10 protein-coding genes, 1 pseudogene and 1 riboswitch are annotated in these 13,145 nt (G+C 40.3%); of the genes and pseudogenes, 2 read left to right on the top strand and 9 right to left on the bottom strand.

Annotation, left to right across the window (positions count from 1 at the left end; all coding sequences use genetic code 11):
- Positions 1 to 10: 10 nt before the first annotated feature.
- The 8 genes from L6410_RS04525 to nox all read right to left on the bottom strand — a co-directional run bounded on the left by L6410_RS04525 (position 11) and on the right by nox (position 8,927).
- Positions 11 to 610 (bottom strand): hypothetical protein, encoded by a 600-nt coding sequence (locus L6410_RS04525; protein WP_237396365.1) that lies wholly within the window; start codon positions 608 to 610, stop codon positions 11 to 13.
- A gap of 1 nt (position 611) precedes the next feature.
- Positions 612 to 1,295, bottom strand: a complete 684-nt coding sequence (locus tag L6410_RS04520) for a class B sortase (protein ID WP_237396362.1) — start codon at positions 1,293 to 1,295, stop codon at positions 612 to 614.
- Positions 1,296 to 1,797: 502 nt separating this feature from the next.
- Positions 1,798 to 2,442 (bottom strand): thiamine phosphate synthase, encoded by a 645-nt coding sequence (gene thiE / locus L6410_RS04515; RefSeq protein WP_237396360.1) that lies wholly within the window; start codon positions 2,440 to 2,442, stop codon positions 1,798 to 1,800.
- Positions 2,439 to 3,221, bottom strand: coding sequence for a hydroxyethylthiazole kinase (gene thiM / locus L6410_RS04510; protein ID WP_237396358.1), 783 nt, complete (start codon positions 3,219 to 3,221; stop codon positions 2,439 to 2,441). Before thiM ends, thiE begins: the two co-directional genes overlap by 4 nt.
- Before the next feature lie 4 nt (positions 3,222 to 3,225).
- Positions 3,226 to 4,023, bottom strand: coding sequence for a bifunctional hydroxymethylpyrimidine kinase/phosphomethylpyrimidine kinase (gene thiD / locus L6410_RS04505; RefSeq protein ID WP_024397173.1), 798 nt, complete (start codon positions 4,021 to 4,023; stop codon positions 3,226 to 3,228).
- Entirely contained in the window at positions 4,020 to 4,667 is a 648-nt protein-coding gene (locus L6410_RS04500) for an HAD family hydrolase (RefSeq protein WP_237396357.1), read from the bottom strand. The genes thiD and L6410_RS04500 overlap by 4 nt, the downstream gene beginning before the upstream one ends.
- Before the next feature lie 332 nt (positions 4,668 to 4,999).
- A riboswitch (TPP riboswitch) is annotated at positions 5,000 to 5,089 on the bottom strand.
- A 62-nt stretch (positions 5,090 to 5,151) separates the two neighbouring features.
- Positions 5,152 to 7,431, bottom strand: coding sequence for a DNA helicase PcrA (gene pcrA, locus L6410_RS04495; protein ID WP_237396356.1), 2,280 nt, complete (start codon positions 7,429 to 7,431; stop codon positions 5,152 to 5,154).
- Between the two features lie 128 nt (positions 7,432 to 7,559).
- Positions 7,560 to 8,927, bottom strand: a complete 1,368-nt coding sequence (nox, locus tag L6410_RS04490) for a H2O-forming NADH oxidase (RefSeq protein ID WP_024397114.1) — start codon at positions 8,925 to 8,927, stop codon at positions 7,560 to 7,562.
- Between the two features lie 268 nt (positions 8,928 to 9,195).
- Here nox and L6410_RS04485 point away from each other — a divergent pair.
- A pseudogene (locus L6410_RS04485) lies at positions 9,196 to 10,753 on the top strand (IS1182 family transposase); the annotation flags it as partial.
- Between the two features lie 120 nt (positions 10,754 to 10,873).
- Here L6410_RS04485 and L6410_RS04480 read toward each other — a convergent pair.
- On the bottom strand, positions 10,874 to 11,212 hold the full coding sequence (locus L6410_RS04480) for an ATP cone domain-containing protein (protein WP_024397113.1): 339 nt from the start codon (positions 11,210 to 11,212) through the stop codon (positions 10,874 to 10,876).
- 128 nt (positions 11,213 to 11,340) lie between these two features.
- Between L6410_RS04480 and pepF the strand changes: the two genes are divergently transcribed.
- Positions 11,341 to 13,131 carry an oligoendopeptidase F gene (pepF, locus tag L6410_RS04475; RefSeq protein ID WP_172025539.1) on the top strand — a complete coding sequence of 597 codons (1,791 nt, stop codon included), beginning with the start codon at positions 11,341 to 11,343 and terminating at the stop codon, positions 13,129 to 13,131.
- Positions 13,132 to 13,145 lie beyond the last annotated feature (14 nt).

The following is a 13,145-nucleotide window of genomic DNA, read 5'->3' as shown; positions in this document are numbered from 1 at the left end:
ATCATCCTAATTATTTTTCAAGTAAATAATACACTGTCCCTAAAATAACAATCATATCTGCAAGCCCCAACAAGATGTCTGATATGGCAGACCATATCAATCCTATGCTGGCTGCTATAAGAATTCCCAGTAAGACAATGGCAATTATTCTTCGGAAGTCCCCCTTCTTCCAAGAAAAGTTACTATCTTTATAAAAGCAGTAAAGGTTAAAGATAACCGTTACTTTGATAAATGTCTGAAATAGGCTCGTCACTAGCCAGATGGCATTTTTTACTTCTTGATAGCCAAATGAAGTGTAATCATAGATTAGCTGCCCTAATCCTCCAAGCAGCAAGCCTCCAAGCACGCTAACTGCTAATGCTAGACCAACGACTTTCGCTACTCGTTGCTCCTGATTGAACTGCCTTAGAAACCAAATGGCTAATTTTCCAATAAAAAATAATCCAATCCCAAACAAGGAAAGTCCTACCAACCCTAGCCACAAAAGGACCGGAGCATTTTCAGACCAGGGTTTCAATAGACCGACTCCTATCAATTTTTGCCCTATACCCACAAAAATATATCCAATCGCAAACTCAAAAAATTTTCTATTCTCTTTAAAAATAACCATGTTAGCTTCCTCCTTTTCTGACGGCATGAACTACAAACCGTCTCTCATTTCCTGCCACGTCACAAGTAGATAAAATCAATAACTTATCCCGAGTAACATCAAAATCAAACGAGCGATAGAATCCACCATATTCATTTGCCCAGGCTTCTAACAGAGAGACATATGACTCCACCTGCTTCGTATCGCCTAGTCCAAAGGTGTGATACAGGTGATCATCAGTAAAGGAATATGCTGCAACAATCTGGTATAGAAAGTCTTTCCCGTCTTTGGTAATCGTTACTGTCTGGATTGATTCAAATGTAGAAGGCTCTGCTAAATAGTCTAGGCTACCAAACATGGAATCATCACGCATGGCATGTCCATAGATAATCGTCACAGAATCCTCAAAACTAGTCTGATTTACCCTTTCAGTAAAAATAGCACCATACTGAGTCTCATTTCCTTCTGCATCATGGGTTAAATAGTAGGCGTCGTCTGTCGGATGTTGCAGAACAGGGTAGTTAATTTTCGTTCCTTCCACCCGAATCCAAGCATAGGCATCTGAGTTTTTTTGAAATATTTGTTCAATATTTTTTCTTTGTAAACGTACTTCTTCGGCCTTTTCCAAATCACCTATCCCATACAGGAATAGGAACACAGTTATGATAAGAAGTGCTAGTCCAAATACTTGTCTAAATCTTTTCACGAAATCTCCTTTTCCATAATATTTTACCACAAGATTATCGGTTAGGGTAGCGTTTTCAACAACTATGGCAGACTGGACAAGTCCAAGCCAATAATAAAAAGACAGATTCATGCTTATTTATTAGTTTGCACTGAACTATCTGTATATTTCTTTCGTTTTTGTTATGTAAAACTAATTTCTTAGCCAATTTAGTTAAATTCTTATACATAATGGATGAATTTTATTTTCTCAAGTTTATCAGTTTAAAAATAAAAAGCTCTATAAATGCTGAAAAATCAGCGTTTATAGAGCTTTTTTTTAACTAATAAGTTGTGTTGTGTATGAAGTTTTTCCCTAACTTTTGAATATCTTCATATCTACTGTTCAACAGTTCCATATTATGCCTAAAAATTTAGCAACTTTACACTGTACATCACTCGTCCATGTTCACAAGTAATACAAAAAGAGGATTCAACTCCTCATTTTAATCCCACCGCCCTATAATATATATTTTTCCAATAATTTAGACAGACATTGCTTGGATCCCATCCACCAATATCTTGGTTGCTTTGTATGCGTCTTCAGCACGGGAAATGGCGGAGATTACTGCTATGCCATCTGCACCTGCTTGGAAAACATTCTTGCAATCTTTGGCAGATAACCCTCCTATCGCAACCATGGGAATATCGGAATTGAGTTTCCTTAGATGCTTTAATCCATCCATTCCAATGGATGGACTAGCATCATCTTTAGATAAAGTGGGAAAAACAGGTCCACTTCCGATATAATCTACTAGTTCAATAGGCGAATTGAGGTATTCTTCCTCTGTTCCAACTGATAGTCCAATTATTTTCTCTGGGAAGAGCTGTCTCGCTTCTACCACTGATAAATCTTCCTGTCCAAGGTGTATTCCATCAGCATCAATAGCACGGGCTAACTCAATATCATCATTGATGATTAATGGAACCTGATAGCGGTGACACAGGTGTTGAACTTGTTTTGCCAACGATAGTTTTTCAGACCCTATTAAAGCCTGCTCACCTTTTTCACGAAATTGAAAGCAAGTGATTCCTGCCTGCAATGCCTTTTCCAGGACATCCAAAAAATTGCCTTTTGAACAATCTGTCGTGCCACAAATAAAGTAAACTTGAAGCATTTTTCTATTCATAATGAATGACCTTTTTTATTTTCTTCAACCTCTTCTGACTGAATTGCATAGAGGCTATTTATAAACTCAATCTGGAAGGTTCCTGGTAGTGAGGTTTTCTGCTCTGCCATTTCTCCAGCGATCGAATAAGCCGATAGGACCTCTTCCAAACAATCCAATAATGAATCCTCATCAGCTAGGTGAATAGAGGCAGCCAGAACTGCTCCCAGTAGGCATCCTGTCCCTGTCACTAGTGGCATTAACTCACTGCCATTTTCCAAAATCCGAACCTGATGATTCACAGCGATAGCATCTTTTTTTCCAGTTATCACAACAGGAATTCCTAATTGTTGGTTGGCTCTGAGGGCTAGTTCACCAACATTGTCTATCTGAGCAGAATCTACCCCTTTCGTTTCAATTCTTTCACCAATCAAGGCTGCAATTTCTCCTGCATTCCCACGAACGAGTGAAATAGAATGATGATGTAACAGATTCAAGGCAACTTTCTTGCGATAACTACCTGCACCTGCCGCAACAGGATCTAAGACGGTAGGTACACCATATTTCTCAGCAATATCCAATGCAGATTTGTATAGTTCCCAAGTTTCATTGGTCAAGGTTCCTGTATTAATCAATAACCCCTTTGCATAGGGAAGTAGATCCTCCAAATCTTCTGGATACTCGCTCATTGCAGGTGAGGCACCGAGAGCAAGCAAGCCATTGGCTGTAAAATTTTTGACTACATCATTCGTAATACAAATGGTCAAGGGATTTTGGCTACGTAATTTTTCCAAATACATCTAGTTACTCTCCTCTGTAGGTGGTATGATTGACAGGACCATTTCCATGACCCAGTTCTGGAGCAGTCTGAATTGCTTCTGTAATAAATCGTTTGGCGGTTTCGACTGCTTGTGCTACTGTCCGACCTTTCGCCAACTCTGCAGTAATGACTGCCGCATAGGTACAACCTGTACCATGGGTATGGTTCGTAGAAATGCGTGCTGCACTGATGATACTGATCTCATCATCTTCTAAAAATAAGTAGTCAGATGCCACCTTTGCCAAATGACCACCCTTAATGACCACATTTTTTACCCCAAGTTCTTTCCGGATCCAACGGCCCGCATTCATGATGTCATTTTCACTTTTCAGTGTTCTACCGACTAGAACTTCTGCTTCTGGTAGATTCGGTGTAATGATGGTAGCAAGAGGCAGTAATTTTGTTTTCAGCGCTTGGATGGCATCCTCTTCAATCAAACGGTCTCCACTCGTTGCGACCATAACAGGATCCAAGACATATGGACACTTCTGTTTTGTAAGATAGCTTGCGACGAGCTCAATGGTCTCGACTTGTGCTAACATTCCCGTTTTTATTGCATCTGGAACAATGTCCTGAAAGACACTTTTCAATTGTTCTTCTAAAATTTCCTGATCAAGATGACGAATTAGTTGCACCCCTTTGGTATTTTGAGCAACGACACTCGTCACGACTGCCATACCATAAACTGATCTAGCCTGAAAGCTCTTCAAATCAGCCATAATACCTGCTCCGCCTGTCGGATCTGTTCCTGCTATTGATAATGCTACATGTAAAGATGTCATTTTCTATCCTCCAAAATTGGTATCAATTCACTTAATTGCTTGATGCTAACTATTCCGGTATTCTCATCAGAAAAAGGGGAATTTGGATGTTCTATATAAACTCCCGCTATTCCTAACTCGTGTCCAATACGAAGATTGTTCATATTATCCTCGACCATTACAATATTGGCTGGATCCATCCCTTCCTGATGTAGGATGAATTGGTAAAACTCCCTATTTTTATCGCTTCCAAACAGATCCAAACTGCTAAATAGTTTCACAAAATAGTTAGAAAGATGGTGGGATGACAAACCTAGTTCAGCCAGCTCCAGATAGTTTGAAGTGACTGCGTACATGACTGCACCTTTTGACTTCAATGTAGATAAGAGTTCATGCACACCATCCATCAAGGAAATATCTCTATATAGTGATTGCAGTTGATTCATTTTTTGCCTTTCAAGTTCATTCTCTTCTAAGGAATTTTCCACAAGTTGCAATAAATACTCGTTGACATCTTCCATTGGAATCCGCCAAAGTTCTTCCCTTATCTGCTGGGTATAAGCAACCCCGTGATGTTTCAAAATCCCTTGAACCACCTGATCCCAGACCTCATAGGAATCAAAAATAACTCCATCAAGGTCAAACCAAATGACCATTTTGTTCATCTATATCTCCTTTCTCTTTTTCTCGTTGAAAATGTAAATTGAAGGGGCTGAGGGTATTTTTGAAAATATTGTTATTTGTATTAGCTTTAACATCACTCTCGCCTTGCCGAACTCTACGAAAGTGACTTGTTGAGCATATCATATTTCCAACCTAGAACAGCCACTAGGCTGGCCAAGCTACCTGCTCCCAGTTCCTTTTTCTGAAAGTCTTCATTCGACTATAGAAAAAACTCCATCTGATGGTTTATCAAATGGAGTTACACCTACGATGATTGATGACCAGTAAATACAGTATTCTAAACTAAAATACAAATATAATACTTGTCAACAAAATTTGTTGATACACATTTCCCTTCGGCAGTCCTAACTGCATCAGGTTCGATGGGTATAATCTCAGCCTCTTGGCACCCCAAATGTTCTATTCAATTTTACAAAAATACTTTATCATATTTTCGAGCTTACTGCAATTGTTTTTTAACTAAATTTAATCTTCTTTACTTATCGGCGCTAAGCTTGCCAAGACTTTTTTGAGTCCCATGTCAGGGAAATTGATTTTGAGTTCTTGATTGCTGCCTGAGCCTGAAACTTCAAGGACTGTACCGCGTCCCCATTTCTTGTGGACTGCGATGTCACCAACTGACCAGTTGGTGCCTGAGCTTGACGATTGGTTGCTTGATGCGAAAGGCATACTGCCTCCGAGCTTGGCAGATGGTTGTACGGATGCTTTTCGACTTTGTAGGGCTTGTTGCAAGCTCATGCCTTGTCCAAACTGTGTCGCTCTGCCATTGACATAAGAAGCCTTAAAGCTAGTATTGGCTGGACGAGCGAGGCCTTGGTAGTCAAGGAGATCACTGGAAATTTCACGTATAAAGCGGCTAGGTTGGTTGTAATTACTGCGACCAAAAAGGAGGCGTGAATTAGCATTTGTCAGGTAGAGAATCTGTTCTGCCCGTGTGATACCTACGTAAGCCAAACGACGTTCTTCTTCCAATTCGTCCTCTTCTTCTGCTGCACGGCTGAGCGGGAAGACATTCTCCTCCATACCAATCAAGAAGACAACAGGAAATTCCAGACCTTTAGCTGCGTGGAGGGTCATAAGGGTCACTTCTGAAGATTCGCTATCGCCATCATCTGTGTCAGCAATCAGTGCCAAATCAAGCAGGAAGCGTGTTAATTTATCTAGACCTGTCTCTTCTTCCTCAGCATCCTTTTCGTCAAAGTTTTTGGTAACAGAAAGGAATTCCTGGATGTTTTCAATGCGAGCATTGGCTTCCAACGTGTTTTGTGCTGCAAGGGCATCAATATAGCCTGTTTGGTTCAATACTGCCTCGACTACCTGGGTAACCGTCAAGTTGTCTAATTGATTACGGAGATTGTAGAGGAGATTGGCTAGGTCAAAGACTGCCTGTGCTGCCTTCCCTTTGATTGGTGACAGAATAATATCTTGTGATGCTTCCAGCAAGGACATGCCATGACTGGTCGCAAAATCACGTATCTTTTCAACCGTTCCGGGGCCAACACCACGCTTTGGCTCATTGACAATGCGTTCATAAGAAATATTGTCTGATGGGTTGGCAATGAGGTTCAAGTAGGAAATGACATCCCGAATTTCCTTACGGCTGTAGAACTTGGTACCGCCGACCATGGTATAAGGGATATTGGACTTGAGCAAAGCTTCTTCAATGGTACGGGATTGAGCATTGGTCCGGTAGAGAACTGCAAAATCCTTATAGGCCTTACCTTCTCGGTGCAACTGGTCAATCTGACTCGCTACAAATATCGCCTCGTCATTTTCATCCCGAGCACGATAATAGGTAATCAAATCCCCTTGGGCATTCTGTGTCCAGAGTTTTTTCGGACGGCGATTGCGGTTGTTTTCGATAACCTCATTGGCAGCCTGCAAGACGTTCTTGGTCGAACGATAGTTTTCCTCCAAAAGCACAACCTTGCTCTCTGGATAATCCTTTTCAAAGTCCAGGATATTTTGCATATCCGCACCACGCCAACCATAGATAGACTGGTCCGCATCTCCGACAACGCAGATATTCTTGAAACGAGATGCCAGGAGCTTGACCAATTGGTACTGGGCATGGTTGGTATCCTGATACTCATCGACATGTATGTACTGGAATTTCTGCTGGTAATAGGTCAGGACCTCTGGATTTTGGTCAAAAAGGCGGAGCGTCAACATGATCAAATCATCAAAGTCAACGGCCTCTGACTGTCTTAGTTCCTTTTGATAAGCCGTGTAGCATTTAGCAACAATCTGCGTGTATAGGTCGCCTGCCTGTGCTTCAAATGCCTTGTCATCAATCAAATCGTTTTTGGCATTGGAAATAGTTCCCAGGATAGAACGTTCACTCCATTTTTTCGGGTCTAAATTGAGATTTTTCAAAATCCGTTTCATGAGACTGCGTTGCTCACCTGGATCGACAATCGTAAAATTGCGATTATAGCCAATATGGTCAGCATCCCGACGCAAAATGCGGACACACATGGAGTGGAAGGTAGCTATCAAACAATCTTGAGTTGCAGGATTGAGGGCATAGGCCCGCTCCTTCATCTCACGCGCCGCTTTATTGGTAAAGGTAATGGCTAAGATATTCCAAGGATTGACCATTTTTTCATCAATCAAATACGCGATACGGTGGGTCAGGACTCGCGTCTTACCCGAACCAGCTCCTGCCATAATCAAAAGCGGTCCTTCTGTCGTCTGCACCGCTTCTGCCTGTCTGTCATTCATTCCGTTTAATAATGGGTTCATTTTCTCATACACTCTCTAAAAAATCATTCTCTCCATTATACCAAAAAAACTCTCAATAGGCAGTTGCAATGTGATAGATGGCAAGCAAAAAAGCCCAGAGCAATCTCTGAGCTTTTGTATTCAATTAATTATTCAGCACCCAAGGCAGCTACTGTGATGTAGTTGTAAGGTTTGTTGAAGTGTGGCAAGAAGAACAAGTCTGTCAATGCCAATTTTTCGATTGTAACACCTTCTTGGATTGCCAATGAGAAGAGGTGGATACCCAATGAAATATCTTCACGAGCAGCCATTTGTGCACCAAGAACACGACGTGAATCTTTATCGTAAACAATCTTGATTGTAACTGGGAAGTTACCATGCTCCATGAATTCTGGTTTTTGGTTGTCTGTCACTTCTGTAACTGCTGCGTTAAATCCAAGACGAGTAGCTTTTTCAAGAGTCAAACCAGTTGATACAAGGTTTAATCCATAGATAGAGATACCGTTAGACCCTTGTACACCGATACCTTCAAGGTCAGTACCACAAATGTTGTGTGCTGCTACGATACCAGTACGTACAGCGTTTGAAGCCAATGCGATGTAGCTTGTGTCGCCAGTAGCGTTGTCGTAGATTGTTGCACAGTCACCAATAGCATAAACGCCTGGGATTGAAGTCTCTTGGCGCTTGTTTACAAGGAAGGCACCATTGCGGAAACGCTCAATTCCTTCACCAGCAAATGCAGTGTTTGGACGGAAACCAACTGCCAAGATAACCATGTCAACATCATATTCGTTTTTATCAGTGATGATTTTTTCAACTTTGCCATCACCAGCAACTTCTTTAACAGTTTCACCGAAAGCAAGTTTGATACCATTGTCTTCCAAGTTTTTAGCCATAAGGTCTGACAAGTCGCGGTCATAGTAACCAGCCAAGCATGTATCAACAACATCGATAAGGACTACTTCTTTACCTTTACGTTGGAATGCTTCCGCAAGCTCAACACCGATATAACCAGCACCTACAACTGCAACGCGGTTGATGTCTTTGTTCTTCAATTTTTCGATAACATCAGCTGAGTTTTGGTACAATTTAACAAATTGCAAGTTTTCAAGAGTTGCTTCAAATTCAAGAGAACCTTCTTTGATGGCAGCTCCTTTGATTGGTGGCAAGATTGGTTGTGAACCAGTTGCAAAAAGAAGTTTGTCAAATGATTCAACATGGTCTTGACCGTTTACAAGCGCAGTAACTGTTTTTGCTTCATAATCAATAGCTGTAACAGGTGACTCCATGTAAACTGTTGCGCCCAAGCTTTCTAACTCTTCTTTATTTGAATAGAATAGACCTTCTGGACCTGCAATTTGCTCACCAATCCATAAAGCCATCCCACAACCCAAGAATGAAATATTTGAGTTTTGGTCAAATACAACGATTTCATTTTCTTGACCATAATTTGTTAACATAGTTTTGATTGCGGCAGTACCAGCATGGTTCGCACCGACAACAACGATTTTAGACATAGAAAAATCTCACTTTCGAAATATATTTTTACGAGATTCATTATACACCAAAAATGTTACCGATTACAAAATATATGCTCAGAATATCACATTTTTTAAATTCAATTGATATTTGCCAATATATATATTTGCTGATATGCCAAAAAGAGGCTGGGCAAAAACTAGCTTCTCACAATAAAAAAACGAGCAATTCCAATTAGGAGTTGCTCGTTTTCCATTTCATGCTTTATAATTATAATAACCACAAAACAACTAGAAAGGCATGAAAATGTATAAACAGTATAACACAAATCAGCTTAGTTTGGAATTAAATATTGCTTGGGACTTACCTGCAACGCATGAGGCTCGTCTGATTAGTCAGTTTGTGGATACTATTCCTCAATCCATTCTATTGGAAGAAACTTCCCATACTGGTCGTCCAGCCTTTCATCCAGCTATGTTGCTTAAAATGACACTGTTCGCCTATGCTCGTCAGGTATTCTCTGGTCGGAAAATCGTTCAAATGAATGAAGAAGTTATTCCTATGAAATGGCTGAGTCAGGATACCTATGTCTGTTATCGGACCATAAATAGCTTTCGGGCTAGCACACACGCCAATCAGCTCATCAAAACTGCCTTCATCTACTTCACCCTCCTCCTCAGAGAGAATGGATTGATTGAAGATGAGGCTCTCTTCATTGACGGGACTAAGGTAGAAGCTGATGCCAACAAGTATTCTTTCACGTGGAAAAAGGCCGTTGAACGCTATGAAGATGCCTTGAATGGAAACATTTCTGCCCTTTATGACAAACTAGTTCAAGAAGGGGTGAATACTGCCTTGTCCAAGGAAGAATGCCTCACTAGCGAGGGGCTCAAACAACTCCTACAAGAAACCGAACAAGTATTGGACGAGGTGGAAGAAGCTATCTCACAAGAGCCTAAAGTCATCAAAGGTGGCTCTGCCAACAAACAGAAACGAAGAAGAATTAAAAAACTAAAGAGAAAGTTGAAAGAGGATTTTCTTGTTCGGAAACAGAAGTACGAACGAGATAAGCAGATTCTACAAGAGCGAAATTCCTATTCTAAAACGGATCACGATGCAACATTCATGCGAATGAAAGAAGATCATATGAAGAACGGTCAGCTCAAACCAGGCTACAACCTACAACTTGGCACAAACAGCCAGTTTGCCTTAGCTTACGGATTGTATCCGAATCCAACTGACACTCGTACACTCAAGCCTTTTCTTCAATCCATCCAAACCTTAGAACTCTTTCAACACATTGTCGCGGATGCAGGTTATGGTAGTGAAGAAAATTATAGCTTTATCGTTGATGACCTGGAGAAAACACCTCTGATTCCTTACGGAACTTATCAGAAAGAGCAGAAGAAAAGCTATAAGAAGAGTGATGCCAATCCTGAAAACTGGACCTATCTAGAAGATTCTGATCAGTGGATAAAGCCAGATGGGGTTGTGTATTCATTCAAGAATTATTCACGAAGAACGGATAAGTATGGATTTGAGAGAGATATTAAGATTTACGAAGCTGATCCAGTACAAGCTAGTGAGGAATTAGACCAATTAGCACGGACGGAAAAAGGAAATCTCAAACAAATTCAGTATAATCCTACGTGGAACTATTTCAAGAACTTAGTCAAAGATGAATTGACAAGTAAAGTGGGAACCCGCATTTATGCCAAACGCAAGGTGGATGTCGAACCTGTATTTGGTAGGATGAAGGGTGTTTTTGGCGTGCGCAGAGTTCATGTCAGAGGACAAAAAGTGGTTGAAACAGAGATAGGATTTCTCCTAATGAGCATGAATCTAACGAAATTGGCTAAGAAAATAGTCCAAGATAATAGAGATAAAAGAAAAACACAGACAGTTCGGCTGAATTTCATCAAAATCAGCTTGAATCTATCTGTGTTTTTTATTTACTGGCTAGTTTTTGCCCAGCCTCCTCAGCTTAACGTACTTGTTCAAAACGCAAATGTACAATAATCTTATCAGCATAACCATTACGTTCCAAATCACGTTGTAAACGATAAGAAATATAATGTTCTGCAATTGAGATATAACCCGCATCAAGCAAACGATGTTCAACCTGAGATTGAACCATACTAATCGTTGGTCGCTCTGTATGAGCTTCTTCCAAGTCAAGAACAACTTTTTTGGTTACCTGAGCAAGATTCTTCCGCCAAGTTTCATCAATAACATAAACTGTTTGGGCTGCCTTGAGAATAGCTTGATAAATTTTTTCTGGATCAAATTCAACAATTTCTCCGCTACGTTTAATGACTTGCATAAAAGCTCCTTTCTGGTTTTCAGTAAACCCTTTCATACTAATAATTATCTATGTTTTTCACGGTTTTGTCAAGTTTCTTTTTTCATTCTGTGATATAATGTCAATATTACAACATAAAGGAGAATACCATGTCTAATGCAATGCCAAAGCGTCATGAAATTGACGTTCAACTTACTTGGAATACCAATCTGATTTTTCCAGATAATCAGGCCTATAAAGATGCCTTGGTAACCTATAAAAAACAAGTTGAGAATTTTGAAGCAAGTTACAAAGGAAAATTATCAACACTTGAAACCATTGTTTCTGCTCTAAAAGAATACGAAGGCTTAGCTATTTTAGAGAGTAAATTATCACACTACGCTTTCCTACCGCTTGAAGTTGATAAAATGAACACCGAGTTAGCCAGTTTGTCAAATGACTTTGACTTGACAATTGCCTACACAATTCCAAAATTGTCTTTCTTACCTACAGAACTGAGTTTATTAGATCAAGATGTATTGGAAAGTGTGATTGCTGACCAACCTCAGTGGGAATCATACATCCAAAATATTATTCGTCAAAAACCATACCAGCTTCATCCTTTACAAGAAGAGTTACTTGCAAACTTTGCACCAACATTTGGTCAGCCTTATAACAATTACGGTGTGACCAAGTTTGAAGATATGACCTTTGATAGTTTTGAAGCCAATGGTGAAACACTTGGAAACAGCTATGTTCTCTTTGAAAATGATTATGAACTCAGTCATGATACCGAAATCCGTCGCAATTCAGCTGCTGGCTTCTATTCAACCTTGAAGAAATACAAAAATACAACTGCTGCAACTTATTTGTCTCATATCAAAAACGAACAAATCGAAGCTCGCTTACGTGGTTTTGACAATACGATCGACTTCCTCTTGCACAGTCAAAATGTCTCCCGCGATCTCTTCGACCGTCAGATTGATGTCATCATGAAGGAATTGGCTCCTCACATGCGTCGCTATGTGAAATTGGTTGCTAAGGCTCATGGTTTGGACAAAATCACACACGCTGACTTGAAAATCAGTCTTCCTTCTGAATATAACCAACGCATCACACCTGAAGAATCCAAACAATTCTTGATTGACTGCTTGGGTATTCTTGGAGAAGATTATGTAAAAATGATTGAACAATCTTTTGATGAGCGTTGGATTGACTTTGCTCAAAACGAAGGCAAGGCAACAGGTGGCTTCTGTGCTACTCTTTACGATGGACCATCATATATCCTACTATCATGGACAGGTTTGATGAATGAGGTCTTGGTATTGGCTCACGAATTGGGACACGCTGGTCATTTCCAATTAGCTAAGAAACAAAGTGTGCTGAGCTATGAACCATCACTATACTTCATCGAAGCTCCATCTACTGCAAATGAGGTCTTGACATGTAATACACTCTTGAAAAACAATCAAGATCCTGGTTTCCAAGCCTATTTGATTAGTGAATTAATTAGTCGTACCTACTTCCACAACATGGTGACTCACTTGCTTGAAGCCGCCTTCCAACGTGAAGTTTACACTCGCCTTGATAATGATGAATATCTAAATGGGGACATTCTCTGTCAAATCAAGCTAGACATCATCAAGGAATTCTGGGGTGAAGACTTTGAAATCGGTGACGATGCAGGTCTTATCTGGATGCGTCAACCACACTACTACATTGGTTTGTATCCATATACCTACTCAGCTGGTTTGACCATCGGTACGGCTATGGCGAAACAATTGGAAGAACATCCTGAAGAAGTTGTTGAAAAATGGTTGGAAACCTTGTCACTCGGTGCAAGTCTTTCTGCCCAAGACCTTGCTAAACACGCTGGTGTTGACGTTTCAACAGATCAACCTCTTAAAGAAACCATCGCCTATGTTGGTTCATTGGTTGACAAATTAGAATCCTTAATCTAATAACTCTTAAAGGC

It is taken from the genome of Streptococcus parasuis, from assembly GCF_021654455.1.
Classification (GTDB): Bacteria; Bacillota; Bacilli; order Lactobacillales; family Streptococcaceae; genus Streptococcus; species Streptococcus parasuis.
This window is presented reverse-complemented; position numbering and strand designations above follow the sequence as displayed.